Genomic DNA, 17834 nt, shown 5'->3' on the forward strand with positions numbered 1-17834 from the left:
GACGCCCGTCACAGCGGCCGTTCCTGTTCCTCCCAGTACGGTGCTCGCAGTCGGCGCTTGTAGAGCTTGCCGTTGGGATCACGGGGCATCTCATTGGTGAAATCCACCGTTTTTGGGCATTTGTAGCCCGCGAGTCGTCCCGCACAGTGCGCCAGGATCTCCTCCGCCAGCTCCGGTCCCGGCTCATGGCCCGGCGCGGGTTCGACGACGGCCTTGACCTCCTCTCCCCAGTCGTCGTGCGGGACTCCGAAGGCGGCGGCGTCCGCCACGGCGGGGTGGGTGAGCAGCGCGGCCTCGATCTCGGCGGGGTAGATGTTCACCCCGCCGGAGATGATCATGTCGATCTTGCGGTCGCGCAGGAAGAGATAGCCGTCCTCGTCGAGACAGCCCAGGTCGCCGACGGTGAAGAAGTCCCCGATCCGGTTCCTGCGGGTCTTGCTCTCGTCCTTGTGGTACGAGAATCCGCCGGTGCTCATCTTCATGTAGACGGTGCCCAGCTCCCCCGCGCCGAGCCGGTTGCCGTCGTCGTCGAAGACCGCCAGTTCGCTGATCGGCCATGCCTTGCCGACCGTGCCGGGCTTCTTCAGCCAGTCCTCGGCCGTCGCGAACGCTCCCCCGCCCTCGCTCGCCGCGTAGTACTCCTCCACACAGCTGCCCCACCACTCGATCATCGCCCGCTTCACATGGTCGGGGCAGGGCGCGGCCCCATGGATGGCGTGCCGCATCGAGGAGACGTCGTAGGCGGCCCGCGTCTCGTCGGGCAGCGCGAGGAGCCGGTGGAACTGCGTCGGCACCATATGGGTGTGCGTGCAGCGGTAGCGGTCGATCAGCCGCAGCATCTCCTCCGGCTCCCACTTGTCCATCACCACCAGCTGGTGCCCGATGTGCAGCGCGGCGGCCGCGAACTGGAGAACCGCTGTGTGGTACAGCGGCGAGCACACCAGATGGACGTTGTCGTCGAACGGCTTGATACCGAAGATGCCGAGAAAACCGCCGAGATGCGTCTCCTCCGGACGCTTGCCGGTGAGCGGCCGCCGGATACCGCGGGGACGGCCGGTGGTGCCTGACGTGTAGTTCATGACCCAACCGCTGGTGCGGTCGGCGGGTGGCTCGGGTGCGTGGCCGTCGAGGAGCTCGTCGTACGGACGGAAGCCCTCGCTCTGTCCGACGGAGTAGCGCCGCCCGTGCGCCAGCTCCGCCTCGTCGGCGGCTGCCCGCGCGGTGTCCGCGAAGCGGGCGTGCGCGATCAGTACCTTCGCGCCCGAGTCGGAGAGTATCCACGCGATCTCCGGGCCCACCAGATGGTGGTTGACCGGGACCATGTAGAGGCCGGACTGGGCGGCGGCGAGGTAGGCGGCGATGAACTGCGGGCCGTTGGGCAGGACCGTCGCGAAGGCGTCTCCCTCGCGCAGCCCCGCGGCTCCGAGGCCGTGGGTGATCCTGTTGCATTCCGCGTGCAGCCGGGCCGCGGACCACTCCTCGCCGTCCGGAGCGACGAGGACCGTACGCCCGGGATCCCGCTGGGCCTGCGCCCAGAACCCGTTGGGTGCGTCCACCTTGGCTCTCCTTTCGCGTGCGGTTCGGTGCGCCGTATGTGTGGACCCCACCGCGGACGGAGACTCCTCAGCGGGAATCCGCGATGGCGTTGAGGCGGGCGAGGGCGCGGTCGAAGCCGCGGGTGAGGTCGTCGACGACGGACTGCACGGACCGCTCGCTGTTCATGGAGCCGACGATCTGCCCCACGGGAGTGCCCAGCAACGGCTCCACCTCGTAGCGCTGGATCCGCGAGTTGGCCTCCGCCACCAGCAGCCCCTGCAACGGCATGGGCAGGGTGCCGGGCCGCCCCTCCCCCGCCTCCCAGGCGTCCGTCCACGCGGTGCGCAGCAGCCGCGCCGGCTTCCCGGTGAGGGCACGCGAGCGCACCGTGTCGCCGGGTCCGGCGGCCAGCAGCTTGCGGGTCAGCGCGCGGGAGCCGAGATCGGCCTCGGCGGTGGTCAGCCACACCGAGCCGAGCCAGCCGCCCTGCGCACCCAACGCGAGGGCGGCGGCAAGCTGTTCGCCGCTGCCGATGCCGCCCGCGCACAGCACCGGCAGCGGGTCGACGGCACGTACCACCTCCGGCGTGAGCACCATGGAGGCGATCTCCCCGGTGTGGCCGCCGGCCTCGTAGCCCTGGGCAACCACGATGTCGATGCCCGCCTCCTTGTGCCGCTCCGCGTGCCGGGGGCTCCCGGCGAGCGCCGCGACGGGGATGCCCTTCCGGTGGGCACGTTCGATCACATCGGGCGGCGGTGAACCCAGCGCGTTGGCAAGGAGTTTGACGGGATACTCGAAGGCCACGTCGAGCTGGCTGCGGGCGACGCTCTCCATCCAGCCGGTGATGCGCCAGCCGCCCCGCTCGCCCTCCGGGAGCTCCGGTACGTCGTACTCGGCGAGGACGTCCCGTACGTACTGCCGGTGCTCCTCGGGGATCATCGCCTCGATGTCGTCCTCGGTCACTCCTTCGACCTTCTTCGCGGGCATCACCACATCCAGGCCGTACGGCAGTCCGTCGGTGTGCGCGTCCAGCCAGTCGAGGTCGCGTTTGAGGTCGTCGGCGGCGCCGTAGCGCACGGCGCCGAGCACCCCGAAGCCGCCCGCGCGGGTGAGCGCCGCGGCAACGGCGGGGAAGGGCGTGAAGCCGAAGATGGCGTGCTCTGCTCCCAGCTGTCTGCTCAGCTCCGTCTGCATGGGCGGCAGGATGCCGCAGCGGCGTCGCGGAGGGAAGACATTTTCTGACGCTGCATCAGTTCACTGCCGCCGCCCGGCTCTTACCGCCTGCGCGCCAGCTCGCGGTAGACCTCGGCCGCCTCCCCTGGGCGGCCCAGCCGCTCCAGGCAGTGCGCCTCGTCGTTCCTGCTGGCCACCGTCGCGGGATCGGCGGAGCCCAGGACGCGTTCCCGGACGGCGGCCACCTGCCGGTGCGCCTCAAGTGCCTCCTCCCAGCGGCCGAGCCGCCCCAGCGCGTGACCGAGCTCGTGGCGGACCGCGAGCGTGTCGGGGTGGTCGGCGCCCAGCACGGCGGCACGGCCGGCGGCGGTGCGGATGTACTCCTCCAGCGCCTCCGCGTGCCGCCCGAGCCGGGCGAGCGCCGCGCCGGTCTCATAGCGACTGGCGAGAGTGTCGGGGTGGTGCGGACCGAGCAGCCGTTCGCGTTCGGCGGCGACCGCGCTGTGCACCTCGTACGCCTCCTCCCAGCGGCCGAGCCGGCCCAGCCGCAGTGCGGCGTTGTGCCTGCCCGCCAGGACGGCGAGCCGTTCCCGCGGCTGCGGGCGCCTCCTGGGGGCGCCTCCCCCGGACGCCGTCCGGCTGGCACCCCCGGGCCGGAGACCGGAGGAGTCGGCCGGGGCGGGGACGCGCGGGGCCTGCTGCGGTATCCGCGGCGAGGTGTGCCGCCAAGCCGCATGGGTGATGTCCTCGGACTCGGGCGGCTCGGCCGGTCCCGCACCCTCCGTCCAGCGCCCGGTGAGCCCGCTCAGCTGCGCCGCCCGCCCCGCGGGCGGGGTCCGCGGCGCGAGGGCGCCGCTCGCGGGGAGACCGCCGTCCATGCCGTGCGACCAGGGCGGCATCCACAGCGGCACGGCGTGCGGACCCGCGCCCGCACCCACCGCCGCACCCGCCGCCGCTCCGGCGAGCAGCGGCGCGGCCACACCGGGCAGATGGGCGCGGGCCGCGGCGAGATCGTCCGCCAACGCGGCCGCGTCGGCGGGACGTTCGTCCGGCGTCTTGGCCAGCAGCCGCAGGACGGCCGCCTCCAGCGGAGGCGGCAGCTCGGGACGGTGCGCACGCGGCGGTACGGGACGGGTGTCGCGGTGGCCGACGAGTACCGCCCAGGGGTCGCCGCCCTCGAACGGGGGCGCGCCGGTGGCGATCTCGTACAGGACACACCCGAACGAGTACAGATCGCTGCGGTGGTCGACGGCTGAGCCCGCGATCTGCTCGGGCGACATGTAGTGCGGGGTGCCCATCGCGATACCCGTACCGGAGAGCTTGGCGGTGAAGCCGATGTCGTGGGCCAGCCTGGCGATGCCGAAGTCGCAGATCTTCACGGCGCCGTCGTCGGTCCGCATGATGTTGGCGGGTTTCAGATCGCGGTGCACCACGCCCTGGTCGTGGGTATAGGCCAGCGCTGCCGCGACTTGTTCGGCGATGTCCACCACCTCGGCCACGGGCAGTGGCTGCCGTTTGTTCTCTTCCAGCAGCTGGCTGAGGTTGCGCCCCTCCAGCAGTTCCATGACCAGGTAGAGCAGGCCCTCGTCGTCGCCGAAGTCGTGCACCACCGTCACGCCCCGGTGCTGGAGCGAGGCGGCGACCCGCGCCTCGCGCCGGAAGCGTTCGCGCAGGACGCGCTGGAACGCCTCGTCGTCGCGCCGGGCCAGCGGTTTGAGGCATTTGACGGCCACCCGCCTGCCCAGCGACTCGTCGCGTGCCCGCCACACTTCGCCCATGCCGCCGCGCCCCACAAGATCGAGCAGCCGGTACCGGCCATGGATCAGGGTGCTCTGCGCCATCCCTGCTTCTCGCCCCCGTCGTTGCCGCCTTCGTCCCTCCCCTGTCTGCCCAGTATGGCTGCCTCGCCCCGTCCTGTGTATGCCAACCGGTGGGGAGGTGTACGCGTTTGACTGGTTCGATGCGGTACAGGTGCGTACAGGTGTGTTCGGTGTCGTATCTGGGACAGAAGTGCCGGCCCGTGCGTCGCCACGTACGGCAGTCCGTGCGTCACCACGTACGGCAGCCCATGCGTCGACGCGTACGGCGCCCGTACATCAGCGCCGGACGCGTGGCATGCCCAGGCCGATCCAGGAGATGATCTCGCGCTGGATCTCGTTGTTGCCGCCGCCGAAGGTGAAGATGACGGCGCTGCGGTAGCCGCGCTCCAGTTCGCCGCCCAGCACCGCGCCCGCGGAGCCCTCTTTGAGCGGACCCGCGGCGCCTACGACCTCCAGCAGCCAGGCGTAGGCGTCGCGGCGTGCCTCGCTTCCGTAGACCTTGACGGCGGAGGCGTCGTGCGGGGTCAGTGTGCCCTTGTCGAGGGCGTCGACCATCTGCCAGTTGAGCAGCTTCATCGCGTCCAGCCGGGCGTGGGCGCGGGCCAGCCGGGTGCGGACCCAGCCCAGGTCGATCACGCGGCGCCCGTCGGAGAGCTTGGTCTGCCGGGCCCAGCGCCGGGTGTCCTCCAGCGCGCGGATGGCCATGGTGCCGTGCGCGGCGAGGGTGACCCGCTCATGGTTGAGCTGAGTGGTGATCAGCCGCCAGCCGCCGTTCTCCTCACCGACCCGGCGGCTCGCGGGCACCCGCACGTTCTCGTAGTAGCCGGCCGTGGTGTCGTGCGAGGCGAGGGTGGTGATGAGGGTGCACGAATAGCCGGGGTCACTGGTCGGTACGAGCAGCAGGGTGATGCCCTTGTGCGGCTTGGCGTCGGGATCGGTGCGCACCGCGAGCCACACCCAGTCGGCAGTGTCCCCGTTGGTGGTCCAGATCTTCTGCCCGTTGACGATGTAGTGCCCCGTCTCGGTGTCGCCCTCGCGGACCGCGCGGGTGGTGAGGGAGGCGAGATCGGTGCCCGCGTCGGGCTCGCTGTAGCCGATGGCGAAGTCCAGTTCGCCGGAGAGGATCCGGGGCAGGAAGTACTCCTTCTGCTCCGCGGTGCCGAAGCGCATGAGGGTGGGCCCGACGGTGTTGAGCGCCATCAACGGCAGCGGCACGCCCGCCTGCGCGGCCTCGTCGAAGAAGATGAACTGCTCGACGGCGCTCATCCCGCGCCCGCCGTACTCGCGCGGCCACCCCACGCCCAGCCACCCGTCCCGGCCGAGCTGCCGTACGGTCTCGCGGTAGAACCGCTTCTGCGCCGCCGGTTCCGCGTACCTGCTGTGCGCGTCCTCGGGTACGAGCTGCGCGAAGTACTCCCGCAACCGGGTGCGCAACTCCTGCTGTTCGGTGGTGTATTCGAGGTACACGGTCCCCTCCCGCTCCACGACGATGTGCCCGCTGGCGGCGCACACAGTAGAACGTGTTCCACCACAAGGGAATGGCCGCAGTGCGGTCTCGCGCGGAGCACGGTGATCCGGTGGAATATCCGTATGGCCAGAGTGACGGCGCGGTCGGGGGAACGGGCGGCACGGCTGAGGCGGCAGGCAGCACGCGGGGCACCCCTGGGCCCGCGGCAGCCCGGACAGCGGCGCGGCGCACCGGAACGCGCCCCCGCGCCACCGGCCCCGCCCCCGCAAGCCGCTCAAGGCGCGGACGGGACAGGTGCGTCCGCGGCCGACGGCGCACCGGCGGACAGGCGGGAACGGTGGCCACGGGCGATCGAGGTGCTCGCGGTCGCCGTCACCGCGATCGCCGCCATGGCCACCGTGATCGTCACCCGGGAGCAGTCCGCGAAGGAGGTGGGCGTCACCCGCGAGGGACAGATCACCGACCGGTACACCTCGGCCGTCAGCAATCTGGGGAACAGCGCCTCCGAGGTACGGCTCGGCGGCATCTACGCACTCCAGCGGATCATGAAGGACTCGCCCCGGGACCAGCCCTCCGTCGTGGATGTCCTCTCCGCCTACATACGCACCCACACGAGGGGCACCGACGGCAAGCACGCGGCGTCCGCCCGGCCTTCGGCAGATGTGCAGGCCGCGTTCGAGGTGCTGGCACGGCGCGAACCCGAACGCGACAACCGTGCCGCGGTGGATCTGCGGGAGGCGCGGTTGGCGAACGTGAGCGTCCGCGGTTCGGCCCCGGCAAGCGGCGCCGCTCCCGGCAGCCGCAAGACCCGGGCCGATCAGGCACGGCTGGCGGGCGCCAATCTCAGCGGCGCGGTGCTGGAGAACGCGAACCTGCCCCGCGCACAGTTGAACGGCGCCTACTTCGTCGGCTGCCGAATGCGGGACGCCAACCTCCGGGACGCCGATCTGCGTTCGGCCTGGCTGGTCCGGGCCCATCTGGAAGAGGCTCAGCTCGCGGGCGCGGATCTGCGCGGGGCGCATCCCCTCGACGCGTACCTCCAGCACGCCGACTTGACGGGCGCCGATCTACGCGGCGCCGACCTTCGTGGGGCCGAGCTGCGCGGCGCCGAGCTCAAGAACGCGGATCTGCGCGGTGCGGACCTGCGCGGCCCTCGGAACCGCCCCTCAGAGGGGAAGCGCCCGGCGTGGGAGCCGACGCGTGCCACCGCTGTGACAGCCGGTCAACTCGCGTCGGCGAAGCTGGACTCGCGCACCAAGCTGCCTCAGCAGTTGGCCCGCGATCCGGACGTACGCGAGAGGATCGACAACGGATGACCCGGTCGCCCGGGTCGTGCTCGCCCCTCACTCGCTCTTCGGGCGCGGGGTCAGCCAGGCGAGGGAGGCGGTGACCAGGGCGCGTACGCCGGTGTCGAGGGTCGGCTGGATGACCGGGGCGAAGCGCGGGCTGTGGTTGCCGGGGATGTCCTGGTGGACGGTTCCGGCGCGCTCGGCCTTCCGGTAGGTGTCCGGATCGGTGCCGCCGAGCCCCCAGTAGGTGCTGGGGCAGCCGAGCCCGGCGGGGAGCTCGCCGAAGTCCTCGCTGGCCGGGACGGGCGCCGTGGTCTGTGCCCGGTCCTGGCCGAAGTAGGTGGCGAATGCCGCGGCGACCCGGTCGGTGGCCTCCGGGTCGTTCTCCGTCACGGAGAACTGGCTGAGTGTCTCGAACTCCGGTTCGCGGTCCACACCGGAGGCGGCGCACTCACCGGCGACGATTCGGCGGACCGCGGCCAGCACGCGGGAGCGGGTCTCCTCGTCGAAGGAGCGGATGTTGAGCTGGATCTCGGCGCTGTCGGGAATGATGTTCGGCCCACTGCCCGCGTGGATCGCGCCGACGGTCACCACGGCGGGCGTGGTCGCGGCGGTCTCCCGGGCGACGACGGTCTGGAGCCGTACGACAGTCGTCGCGGCCAGCACCACGGGGTCCAGGGTCCGTTCGGGCATGGAGCCGTGCCCGCCGCGCCCGTGGAAGGTGACCCGCAGGCTGTCGGAGGCCGCCATCATGACGCCCGAGCGGGTCAGCAGGGTGCCCGCGGGCGCCGGCAGCACATGCTGGCCGAGCGCCACGTCCGGGCGGGGGATCCGCCGGGCGAGTCCGTCGTCGACCATGGCGCGGGCGCCCGAGCCGTTCTCCTCGTTCGGCTGGAACAGGACGACGAGCGTGCCCCGCCACACGTCCGTCACGGTCGCCATCAGCCGTGCCGCGCCCAGCAGACAGGTGACGTGGACGTCGTGGCCGCAGGCGTGCATCACCGGGTGTTCGACGCCGTCCGCGTCGGTGCCGGTCTCGGTCGAGGCGTAGGGCAGCTCGGTCTGTTCGCGTACGGGCAGCGCGTCCATGTCGGCGCGGAGCAGCACGGTGGGCCCGTCGCCGTTATGCAGCACGCCGACGACGCCGGTCCCGCCGACCCCCTCGGTGACCTCGTAGTTCCACTCGTTGAGCGCCTGGGCGACATGCCCTGCCGTGCGGCGCTCCTGGAAGCCGAGTTCGGGGTGCTGATGGAGGTCCTTGTAGAGGGATTCGAGGCTGTCGCGGAGGTCGGACAGCCCTGCCAGCACCGCGTCCGCGGCAATGGTCATCGGGTCTTTCTCGTTCATGGAGGGCCTTTCCTCTGCGACGGGCTGTCTGCGGCGGTTCGAGGTGGGGCTTCCACCGGGAGCGCGGGAGCGACACGACCCGTTCAGGGGCGTTAGCCACTGAATCACCCAGATGCCCGCTTCGTATGATCCGTCCGATCTGTGAAGCTGGTGAAGCTCATGGTGACCGTCCCCTACATCAGGAGTGACTGGTGATTCTCTCCATCTCCGGCGTCGTGCTGCTGGGCTTGATCGTCTTTCTCTTCTTCCGCAAGGACAACCTCAAGGTCTCCCACGCACTCGTGTGCGCCCTCTTCGGCTTCTACCTGGCGGGCACCGCCATGGCGCCCAGCATCAAGGCGGGGGGCGAGAGCCTGGCGAGCCTGCTCGGCGGGCTCAAGCTCTAGCCGGCACACCGACAGGCCGACGGACCAACAGCCAGCAGGCCAACGGGCCGACAGGCCGACAGGCCGACAGGCATGAACCGAGCATCAGTCAGCGGGCCGGGAGGAGCTGGGCGTGGGGCGGTGGCCGATGCCGTCGCAGTGGAACGCGCGGAACGCCGTGCGTGCCGGGACCGAGGGTTTGCTCGACGTACTGCACCCCGTGCTCGTGCTCGGCAGGGGGGCGCGCTGCCTGGCCGGGAGGGGACGGGCCTGGTGGGAGCGTACGCCCAGGGAACGGCGGGGTCCCACGCTGTTCGTCGTCGCGGCGTGCGCGGTACTGCTGTGGCTGCTGCCCTACGGCCCGCCACTGGCGGCGCTCGGCCTGCTGGGCGCCACCGCCTGGTACGGGAGGCGGGGCGCGGCCGGGGCCACACTCCGAGCGGCCCCCACGGATGTGCAGCGTGCACGGCTGCAAGCGCTGTACGAGGCGCTGGTGCCGTACTTCGCGCTGGACGGCGATCCACGTCCCGAGCCGCTGTACGCGTACGACGGGCACTGGGAGCGCGCCTTCGAGGAGTTCGCCTTCCGGGACGGGCGGATCAGCGGGCTGCTGCTGCGCTATCCGGCCTCCTTCCGCGACGGTGAGCTCGCCGAGCGGCTGCGGGTCGAACAGCTGCTGGCGGCCAAGACCGGCCGCGGCCGCGAGTACCGCTTCTGCTGGGACGAGGAGTGCAACCTGCTGGAGATGACGGCGTTGGAGCCGCTGCCCACCGGCATCCACGCCCAGCCCTTCGTGACCGCGCCCGGCGAGACGGTGCTCGGCTTCACGGACGGCTGCGAGGTGCACAGGACGGTGCCGGTCCATTTCGCCGGTGAGTCCGCCCCACGGGACGTACCGCCGGTGGTGTGGCGTACCGGAGCCCGCTCCACCGAGCAGCATCTGCTGGCCGTCGGTACGCCGGGCTCGGGCACCAGTTCGCTGCTGCGGTCGCTGGCCCTCCAGGCGCTGTGCGGCGGGGACGTACTGATCGTGGACGGCGACGGGGGCGGCGAGTTCGCGTCCTTCGCCGCTCGGTGCGGGGTGCTGGGGGTGGAGTCCACCCTGCCGGGGGCGCTGGCCGCGCTGGAGTGGGCGGCGCGGGAGACGGAGCGCAGGCTGCTGGAGACGAGCCGGGCCCGGCAGCGCGGCGAGGGCGCCCCGGAGGACGTACGCCGGCCGCTGTGGGTGCTGGTGGACCGGCCGGCGGCGCTCAGCTGTCTCGCCGGGACCGAGGGCTGGGCCGATCCGCAGGAGCTGCTGCGGGTCCCGCTGCGGCACGGGCGCGCCGCGGGGGTGATCGTGGCGGTGGCCGAACAGTTCGACGGGATGGACGAGTTGGGGGAAGCGGTGCTCACCCACACCAGGGCCCGGGTGGTGCTGGGAGCCGTCTCGCCCGAGCAGGCGGGTGCGGTGCTGGGCGAGGCACCACAGACAGGACCGGCACCGGACGCGCCGCCCGGCCGGGGCTTCGCGCGGCTCGGCGAGGGGCCCGTGCTGCGGCTCCAGGTGCCCGCCACCCCGGACCCGATGGACGAGACGGCGGGCGAGGCGCAGCGGAGCGCGGTCCGCGCACTGCTGCCCGAGCCGGTGCGCGCCCCCGCCCACGCGCCCGCCCAGGAGACGGCGGGCGTCCCGGCTCCGCTACCGCCCGCGGGTCAGGCCACGTAGGAGCGCGGCACGTCCGAGGGGGTGGCAGCGCCGGACCGCACCAGGTCGGCGGCGGCCGCCAGGCGCGACGCCGCCTCCCGGGCAAGCGGCTCGCCGATGGTGAACGGGAGCCGTACGAACCCCTCGAAGGCACCGTCCACCCCGAACCGCGGTCCGGAGGGCACCCGTACGCCGAGCTGTTCGCCCGCCTCGGCGATCCGGGAGCCGGAGAGTCCGCCGGTGCGCACCCACAGGGTGAGGCCACCGTGCGGGATGTCGAACTCCCAGTCGGGCAGGTGGTCGCGGAGCGCCGCCGTCAGCGCCTCGCGGTTCTCCCGCGCCCGGGCGCGGCGCTCGGTGACGGCCTGCTCCCAGCCCTTTCCGTTGAGCAGTTCGGCGACGGCGAGCTGTTCGAGCACGGGGCTGCCCAGATCGACATAGGCGCGGGCCGCGGTGAGGCTGCGGATCACCTCGGGGGCGGCCCGGATCCAGCCGATCCGCATCCCCGCCCAGATGGACTTGCTGACCGAGCCGACCGTGATGACGGCCGAACCGCCCGGGTCGAAGGAGGCCATGGGCCGCGGCATCTCCAGCCCCGGCGAACCGGTGCTCGGCGTTCCGGTGGCGCCGGGCGGGCCCAACGGCAGGTCGGCCATGGTCTCGTCGGCGATCAGTACGGTCCCCGAGGCGCGCGCCGCCGCCACCAGTTCGCGGCGCTGCTCGGTGTCGGCGAGCGCGCCGGTGGGGTTGTGGAAGTCCGCGACGACGTACGCGAGCCGGGGCGCGGACTCGCGCAGGGTGCGGTGCCAGGCGGGCAGGTCCCAGCCGGCGAGGTGGCCCGCCATGGGCACGGGGACGAGGCGGCCGCCCGTCTCGCGCAGCAGTTGCAGGACGTTCGCGTAGGAGGGGTGTTCGACGGCGATGCGCTCGCCGCGCGGGACCAGCATCCGCGTCAGCGCTCCGACCCCGCCGAGCGCGCCGGTGGTGACCATGATCTGCTGCGGCATCGTGGGCACGCCGAGCGCGGTGTAGCGGTCGGCGAGCGCCTCGCGGAGCACGGGCAGGCCCGCCGGGTAGTCGCCGTGGGTGTGCGCGTAGGGCGGGAGGGCCGCCAGTGCGCTCTGGAACGCCTCGCTCATCAGCGGCTGGGCCGGCAGCGCGGCACAGCCGAGGTCGATGACGGTGCCTTCGTTCTCGGGCGGGAGAGGGTGCAGGCCGCGGGTGGGCAGCGGATTGCCCGCGGGTACCGTCGTCCAGCTCCCGGAGCCCCGGCGTGATTCGAGGAACCCGTCGGAACGCAACGCCTCGAAGGCGGCGGCCACCGTGGTACGGCTCACCGACAGGGCCGCGGCCAGCTCGCGCTCGGCGGGCAGCCGGGTGGCGACGGGGATCCGGCCCTCCAGCACGAGCAGCCGCAACCCCTCTGCCAAGGAGCGGTACGCCGGAACGCGCTCCCGCCGCACGGTGTGCTGGGAACCGAGAAGCCGGGCGAGCTGCGCAGCCCCCACAGCGGAGTTCCAGTGCGCCATTATTCGGTCCACCTCTCCTGGATTGGCCGTTGAAATGGCCTGCTTCCATGCCACAGGGTGCCATGAAACAGTCCACTGGCACGAGAAGGGGTAGGTCTTTGTCCATATCGAGGGGTTCTGGCACGCATCTGGTCCGTCGTCTCACGCAGCTGTACGTGGGACTGCTGCTGTACGGAGCGAGCGCGGCACTGATGGTGCGTGCGGGGCTGGGGCTGGACCCCTGGGACGTCTTCCACCAGGGCGTCTCCGAGCACACCGGACTGTCCATCGGCATGGTCTCGATCATCGTCGGGGCCGTGGTGCTGCTGCTGTGGTGGCCGATGCGTGAACGTCCCGGCCTTGGCACGGTCTCCAACGTCTTCCTGGTGGGCCTGTCGATGGACGCGACGCTGTGGCTGCTGCCGCAGCCGGACGCACTGGCCTACCGCATCCCGCTGCTGCTCGGCGGAGTGGTGCTGAACGGTGCCGCGACAGGGCTCTACATCTCGGCCCGCTTCGGTCCTGGCCCCCGCGACGGGCTGATGACCGGGCTGCACCGGATGACAGGTCGCTCGATCCGGCTGGTGCGCACGGGAATCGAGGTCGTGGTCCTGGTCACCGGGATCCTGCTGGGCGGCTCGGCCGGCGTGGGCACCGTGCTGTACGCCCTGGCCATCGGCCCCCTCGCCCAGTTCTTCCTCCGCTTCTTCGCCCTGCCGGGCAGCACAGGAACGGGCGAGACGTCCCGGGTGGTGGCCCGGGGCGAGGGCCAGCAGGAGCGCCCGGCCCCGCGAAGCTGACGAGGGACCGCGCGACGCCGCGCCGCGATGACACCCGTCCCGCGGCGGTCACCGCGACAGCGATACTGCCGCGGTGACGAACGTACGAACGCCCAAGGGCCGCCACTTCCCCGGTTCCGGCCATCCGTTCCTGGCCTCCGCCAAGCCGCTGGCCTTCGCGCACCGGGGCGGTGCGGCCTCGGGACTGGAGAACACCCACGCGGCCTTCGCCCGCGCCGTCGAGCTCGGCTACCGGTATCTGGAGACCGACGTGCACACCACGGCGGACGGCGCGCTGGTGGCGTTCCACGACTCCGGCCTGGACCGCACCACCGACCGCAGCGGCCCCCTTGCCGCGCTCAGCTGGGCGGAGGTGAGCCGGGCGCGCGTCGCCGGGCGCGAACCTGTGCCACTCTTCGCCGATCTGCTGCGCGCCTTCCCGCACGCGCGCTGGAACGTCGATGTGAAGACCGACAGCGCGCTCGTCCCACTGCTGGAGCTGCTGGAGCGCGAGTCGGCCTGGGACCGGGTGTGCGTGGGGTCGTTCGCCGAGGCGCGGGTGGCCAGGGCGCGGGCCCTGGCGGGTCCCCGGCTGCTGACCTCCCTGGGCACCGGCGGGGTGCTCGCCCTGCGCATGCGCTCCTACCGGCTCCCTTGGCGGCTGCCTGCAGGGGCGGGGTGCGCACAGGTGCCCGAACGGCACGGCATCGTCCGCGTGGTGGACAGTGCCTTCGTACGGGCCGCGCACGTACGGAGGTTGCGGGTGCACGTGTGGACGGTGAACGATCCGGCCCGCGCCGCTGCCCTGCTGGAGCTGGGCGTGGACGGGATCATGACCGACCAGTTGGAGATGCTGCGCGACGTGTTCGCCGCACGCGGCGCCTGGCCCCAGCAGTGACGGCCCCCGGAGTGCGGCCTCAGCCGAGCGTCCGGTCCAGGAAGCCGCCGACCGCGCGGGCGAAGCCGTCCGGGTCGTCCTCGTACAGCCAGTGCCCGCAGCCGGGGAAGGTGACCAGTTCCGTGTGCGGGCGCTCGGCAGCCATCCGCTGCGCCGTCCGCGCGGAGAGCATGAAGCTGTGTTCGGCGCGCAGCAGCAGCGCGGGCTGGTCGGAGGCGCGCCAGTGGGCGCTGAGGTCGCCCGCGAAGGCGCGCTGCGAGGCCATCATGTCGCCGGTCTCGAACAGCAGGCCCCAGCCGTCCTCGAACCGCGCCGCGCTCTGCAGGAAGTAGCCCGCGTCCGGAATTCCGTGCGCCTCGATCGCGGCGCCGAGCGCTTCACGACTGGCGGCACGGCGCGGCCAGGATGAGCAGTCGAGCACCGGATGCGCCTCGGGCTCCTGGTTGAGCACGGTCATATCGGCGACGAGCAGCGCGCCGACCCGCGCCGGGGCACGAGCCGCCAGCACGAAGGCGACAGCGCCCCCCATGGAGTGGCCCAGCACCGCGGCGGTACGGATACCGAGCACGTCCAGCAGGGCCACCGCGTCGTCGGCATACGCCTCGGGCGAGAAATCCTCGGCACGGTCGGAGCGGCCGTGCGCACGCTGGTCGGGTGCGATGACCCGGTAGCGGCCCGCGAGCGCGCGGGCCAGCGGGACGTAGATCCGGCCGCGCCCGAAGTGCCCGTGCAGGGCGAGCAGTACGGGCCCCGGGCCGCCACTGTCCAGAAAGGCGATGCGGCGGCCGCCGATGTCCGCGTAGCGCTCGGACAACTCCTCGCCATCGGCTGCTGGTTGGTCGCGGGCTGCGGGCATGATGTGCCGACTCCTCGGTTCCGGACGGTTCGGGGCGCGGCCAGGATGCCAGGCCGGGCGGCCGGTGGCGCGCGACTTTCCCGGCCGCCGCAGCCGGGCTGTAGTCTCCCCGCACCGGTTGCGAAGATCGTTCGGGTTCCGCGTTCGTTCGAGGCCGCCGGCGCCGGACGGCAGGACGGTTCAACGGGGAGGAACGGGGATGGGAACGGTCGCATCCGATGCGCCGGACACACCGCAGGCACCTGAAGAGGGCGCGGATTCCGGGGAGTTGGCGCAGCTTCGGGAACGCCGCCGCGAGCAGCGCGGCTGGTACGTCTACGACTGGGCGAACTCCGTCTTCTCCACGAGTGTGCTCACCGTCTTCCTCGGCCCGTATCTGACCGAGGTCACCAAGGCCGCGGCCGACGCGGACGGTTATGTGCACCCCCTGGGCATCCCGGTGCGCGCCGGGTCGTTCTTTCCGTACGCGGTCTCGGCGTCCGTACTGCTGTCGGTGCTGGTGATGCCGCTCGCCGCGGCGTTCGCCGACCGCACGGGGCGGAAGAAGCCACTGCTGGGCATCGCCGCCTATCTGGGCGCCGGGGCCACGACAGGGATGTACTTCCTGGACGGCGACCGCTATCTGCTGGGCGGTGTACTGCTGGTGGTGGCGAACGTCAGCTTCGCCGTCTCCATCGTGCTCTACCACGCCTTCCTGCCGCAGATAGCGGCGCCCGAGGAGCGCGACGCGGTCTCCTCGCGCGGCTGGGCCTTCGGCTACGGCTCGGGCGCACTGGTGCTGGTGGCGAACCTGGGGCTGTTCCTGGGGCACGCGAAACTGGGCGTCGCGGAGTCGACAGCCGTACGGATCTGTCTGGCCTCCGCGGGACTGTGGTGGGCGGTCTTCACCGTCGTTCCGCTGCTGCGGCTGCGGGAGCGTCCGGCAGCCGCACACGTCCCGGACGGGACCGGGCGGGCCGGGTTCGGCCAGGGGTTCCGCCAGTTGGCGGGAACGTTGCGCCAGTTGCGCCGCTACCCGCTCACCCTGCTGTTCCTGCTGGCGTATCTGCTCTACAACGACGGCATCCAGACGGTGATCACCCAGGCGTCGGTCTACGGCTCCGAAGGGCTGGGGCTGGATCAGACGACGCTGATCGGGGCCATCCTGCTGGTGCAGATCCTCGCGGTGGTAGGCGCCCTGCTGCTGGGCAGACTCGCGGCCCGCTACGGCGCCAAGCGGACCATCCTGGCGTCGCTGGTGGCATGGACGGTGACAGTGGGTGCCGGATATTTCCTGCCGCGCGAGAATCCCGCCTGGTTCTACGCACTGGCGGTGGGCATCGGCCTGGTGCTGGGCGGCAGTCAGGCGCTTTCCCGTTCGCTCTTCTCGCACCTGGTACCGGCCGGCAAGGAAGCCGAGTACTTCGCGCTCTACGAGATCAGCGACCGCGGGACCAGCTGGCTGGGGCCACTCGTATTCGGGCTGGCGTACCAGCTGACGGGCGACTACCGGAACGCGATCCTGTCGCTGGTCGTCTTCTTCGTGCTCGGTTTCGCGCTGCTGCTGCGGGTACCCGTACAACGTGCGGCAGCGGCCGTGGGCAATGTCGCACCGGAACGGATTTAGACCTGTGGGTGCTGGGCCGGTAGTGTACGCCTTTGGCCCACCGGGATGGACCGTTACTGCACGCCGAAGAGATGCGAACAGTGGGTGACATCTTCTGTCAGTTGTGACAAACCGGTCACCGGGGGGTACCGCAGATCAACGAAGCGGCGGCACGAAGGAGCAGCGGCGCGCAGCCCTCCGGTCACGGTTGGAGGTGCGTGACGGGTGGGCGATCTCCCGATTGCGGGAATCTTCACCGGCGGCCGGACGTTGACCGGATGACGACGACAGCGACACCTGTCCTGTGGGCGACCAGCCCGGGAGGCACGAATTCATGAGTGAGCGAGCTCTTCGCGGCACGCGACTCGTGGTGACCAGCTACGAGACCGACCGCGGTATCGACCTGGCTCCGCGCCAGGCCGTGGAGTACGCATGCCAGAACGGCCATCGTTTCGAGATGCCGTTCTCGGTAGAGGCCGAGATTCCATCCGAGTGGGAGTGCAAGGTGTGCGGCGCACAGGCGCTCCTGGTGGACGGCGAGGGTCCGGAGGAGAAGAAGGGCAAGCCCGCGCGCACGCACTGGGACATGCTGATGGAGCGGCGTACCCGCGAGGAGCTCGAGGAAGTCCTCGCCGAGCGGCTCGCCGTACTGCGCTCCGGCACGATGAACCTGGCGGTGCACCCCCGCGACGACAACAGCGGAAGCAAGCGCAAGTCCGCCTGATCAGGACGGGCGCACACTGAGCGAGAGAGACAGGCGAGAGGGGCCTGGGTTCACGCGGTCGCGTGAACCCAGGCCCCTCTCGCTGTTGCGCCAGAGCGCTCAGCGCTTGTCGTCGGCTTCCCGCGAAGCGCCGCGCTCGTCCTCGCGGACGACCTCGCCCTGGACGACCTTGCCGTCGGGCCGGTGCATCCGCACCTGCTGCTCGGCCGTGCGCGCCTGCTGGTAGGCGTCGCCGAGGGTGCCGGGCGGGAAGCCGCTGCGGCGGTCCAGGGAGCGCTGCACGGAGCCGCGCAGCAGCTTGGCCGTCGGCGGGAAGAGGAACAGCAGCGCCGCCGCGTCCGAGACCAGCCCGGGGACCATCAGCAGCAGTCCGCCGAGCATCGCCATTCCGTTGCCGCCACGGCTCTCGGCGGCGGGCTTGTCACCGGGCTCACCGCCCCCGCGCGCCTGCTCCTGGGCGCGCTGCACCGTATCGGTGAGGTTGCGCCAGGCACGGCGGCCCGCCCGCTTGATCACGGCGGCGCCGAGCACGATGCCACCGGCGAGTACGAGGAAGACCGTCAGCCCGCCCGCTGCCCGGCCGAGCAGGGTGAGCAGCCAGATCTCCAGCACGGCCCACGCCGCGACGGCCAGCGGCAGCAGCGTACGGACCTTACGAGGCGGCCGGGGCTGAGGCTGCCCGCCGGAGCGGGCCCCGGCTCCCTGCCCCGGGCCGCCGTCTGCACCGCCCGAGTCCTCTCCCTGGGGCTCGTACGGGAAGGGTGCGCGCGTCGTCATTCTTCCAGTGTGCCTGGTGCCG

At 71.9% G+C, this 17834-nt stretch carries 15 protein-coding genes; 7 read left to right on the forward strand and 8 right to left on the reverse strand.

What is annotated here, in order from left to right:
- Positions 1–8: 8 nt before the first annotated feature.
- The 4 genes from ACQEU8_RS23090 to ACQEU8_RS23105 all read right to left on the reverse strand — a co-directional run bounded on the left by ACQEU8_RS23090 (position 9) and on the right by ACQEU8_RS23105 (position 5996).
- Positions 9–1556, reverse strand: coding sequence for an acyl-CoA synthetase (locus ACQEU8_RS23090; RefSeq protein WP_433104077.1), 1548 nt, complete (start codon positions 1554–1556; stop codon positions 9–11).
- Positions 1557–1623: 67 nt separating this feature from the next.
- Positions 1624–2730 (reverse strand): nitronate monooxygenase, encoded by a 1107-nt coding sequence (locus ACQEU8_RS23095; protein WP_433104079.1) that lies wholly within the window; start codon positions 2728–2730, stop codon positions 1624–1626.
- Positions 2731–2810: 80 nt separating this feature from the next.
- Positions 2811–4550 carry a protein kinase domain-containing protein gene (locus ACQEU8_RS23100; protein ID WP_433104081.1) on the reverse strand — a complete coding sequence of 580 codons (1740 nt, stop codon included), beginning with the start codon at positions 4548–4550 and terminating at the stop codon, positions 2811–2813.
- 255 nt (positions 4551–4805) lie between these two features.
- Positions 4806–5996, reverse strand: a complete 1191-nt coding sequence (locus tag ACQEU8_RS23105) for an acyl-CoA dehydrogenase family protein (RefSeq protein WP_433108656.1) — start codon at positions 5994–5996, stop codon at positions 4806–4808.
- A gap of 123 nt (positions 5997–6119) precedes the next feature.
- Between ACQEU8_RS23105 and ACQEU8_RS23110 the strand changes: the two genes are divergently transcribed.
- Positions 6120–7313: a pentapeptide repeat-containing protein gene (locus ACQEU8_RS23110; protein ID WP_433104083.1), complete on the forward strand. Its 1194-nt coding sequence runs from the start codon at positions 6120–6122 to the stop codon at positions 7311–7313.
- Between the two features lie 27 nt (positions 7314–7340).
- Here ACQEU8_RS23110 and ACQEU8_RS23115 read toward each other — a convergent pair whose 3' ends face one another.
- A complete protein-coding gene (locus ACQEU8_RS23115; protein WP_433104085.1) occupies positions 7341–8633 on the reverse strand; it encodes an amidohydrolase in 1293 nt (430 codons plus the stop codon).
- Positions 8634–8824: 191 nt separating this feature from the next.
- On the opposite strand from ACQEU8_RS23115, the gene ACQEU8_RS23120 reads away from it, so the two are divergent.
- Together ACQEU8_RS23120 and ACQEU8_RS23125 are read left to right on the forward strand one after the other, a co-directional pair.
- On the forward strand, positions 8825–9019 hold the full coding sequence (locus ACQEU8_RS23120) for a hypothetical protein (protein WP_173868609.1): 195 nt from the start codon (positions 8825–8827) through the stop codon (positions 9017–9019).
- Positions 9020–9131: 112 nt separating this feature from the next.
- On the forward strand, positions 9132–10706 hold the full coding sequence (locus ACQEU8_RS23125) for a hypothetical protein (RefSeq protein ID WP_433104088.1): 1575 nt from the start codon (positions 9132–9134) through the stop codon (positions 10704–10706).
- On the opposite strand, the gene ACQEU8_RS23130 is transcribed toward ACQEU8_RS23125, so the two are convergent.
- Positions 10694–12214, reverse strand: a complete 1521-nt coding sequence (locus ACQEU8_RS23130) for a PLP-dependent aminotransferase family protein (RefSeq protein WP_433104090.1) — start codon at positions 12212–12214, stop codon at positions 10694–10696. The genes ACQEU8_RS23125 and ACQEU8_RS23130 overlap by 13 nt on opposite strands.
- A 62-nt stretch (positions 12215–12276) precedes the next feature.
- On the opposite strand from ACQEU8_RS23130, the gene ACQEU8_RS23135 reads away from it, so the two are divergent.
- Positions 12277–12993 (forward strand): YczE/YyaS/YitT family protein, encoded by a 717-nt coding sequence (locus ACQEU8_RS23135; protein WP_433104092.1) that lies wholly within the window; start codon positions 12277–12279, stop codon positions 12991–12993.
- A 73-nt stretch (positions 12994–13066) separates the two neighbouring features.
- Positions 13067–13870 (forward strand): glycerophosphodiester phosphodiesterase, encoded by an 804-nt coding sequence (locus ACQEU8_RS23140; protein WP_433104105.1) that lies wholly within the window; start codon positions 13067–13069, stop codon positions 13868–13870.
- Positions 13871–13889: 19 nt separating this feature from the next.
- Here ACQEU8_RS23140 and ACQEU8_RS23145 read toward each other — a convergent pair whose 3' ends face one another.
- Entirely contained in the window at positions 13890–14726 is an 837-nt protein-coding gene (locus tag ACQEU8_RS23145) for an alpha/beta fold hydrolase (protein WP_433104107.1), read from the reverse strand.
- A 199-nt stretch (positions 14727–14925) separates the two neighbouring features.
- Between ACQEU8_RS23145 and ACQEU8_RS23150 the strand changes: the two genes are divergently transcribed.
- Positions 14926–16332 carry an MFS transporter gene (locus ACQEU8_RS23150; protein WP_433104109.1) on the forward strand — a complete coding sequence of 469 codons (1407 nt, stop codon included), beginning with the start codon at positions 14926–14928 and terminating at the stop codon, positions 16330–16332.
- Between the two features lie 313 nt (positions 16333–16645).
- Positions 16646–17035 (forward strand): RNA polymerase-binding protein RbpA, encoded by a 390-nt coding sequence (locus ACQEU8_RS23155; RefSeq protein ID WP_209238044.1) that lies wholly within the window; start codon positions 16646–16648, stop codon positions 17033–17035.
- 99 nt (positions 17036–17134) lie between these two features.
- Here ACQEU8_RS23155 and fxsA read toward each other — a convergent pair whose 3' ends face one another.
- A complete protein-coding gene (gene fxsA, locus ACQEU8_RS23160) occupies positions 17135–17812 on the reverse strand; it encodes an FxsA family membrane protein (protein WP_433104113.1) in 678 nt (225 codons plus the stop codon).
- Between the last annotated feature and the right edge of the window lie 22 nt (positions 17813–17834).

The organism is Streptomyces sp. CA-250714, from assembly GCF_050936705.1.
Taxonomy (GTDB): domain Bacteria; phylum Actinomycetota; class Actinomycetes; order Streptomycetales; family Streptomycetaceae; genus Streptomyces.

Bases quoted from the DNA above. Each gene is read 5' to 3' on its own strand.
- ACQEU8_RS23095 (WP_433104079.1), bottom strand. From the start codon at position 2,730: ATGCAGACGGAGCTGAGCAGACAGCTGGGAGCAGAGCACGCCATCTTC.
- ACQEU8_RS23100 (WP_433104081.1), bottom strand. From the start codon at position 4,550: ATGGCGCAGAGCACCCTGATCCATGGCCGGTACCGGCTGCTCGATCTT.
- ACQEU8_RS23110 (WP_433104083.1), top strand. From the start codon at position 6,120: ATGGCCAGAGTGACGGCGCGGTCGGGGGAACGGGCGGCACGGCTGAGG.
- ACQEU8_RS23115 (WP_433104085.1), bottom strand. From the start codon at position 8,633: ATGAACGAGAAAGACCCGATGACCATTGCCGCGGACGCGGTGCTGGCA.
- ACQEU8_RS23130 (WP_433104090.1), bottom strand. From the start codon at position 12,214: ATGGCGCACTGGAACTCCGCTGTGGGGGCTGCGCAGCTCGCCCGGCTT.
- ACQEU8_RS23135 (WP_433104092.1), top strand. From the start codon at position 12,277: ATGAAACAGTCCACTGGCACGAGAAGGGGTAGGTCTTTGTCCATATCG.
- ACQEU8_RS23145 (WP_433104107.1), bottom strand. From the start codon at position 14,726: ATGCCCGCAGCCCGCGACCAACCAGCAGCCGATGGCGAGGAGTTGTCC.
- ACQEU8_RS23150 (WP_433104109.1), top strand. From the start codon at position 14,926: ATGGGAACGGTCGCATCCGATGCGCCGGACACACCGCAGGCACCTGAA.
- ACQEU8_RS23155 (WP_209238044.1), top strand. From the start codon at position 16,646: ATGAGTGAGCGAGCTCTTCGCGGCACGCGACTCGTGGTGACCAGCTAC.
- fxsA (WP_433104113.1), bottom strand. From the start codon at position 17,812: ATGACGACGCGCGCACCCTTCCCGTACGAGCCCCAGGGAGAGGACTCG.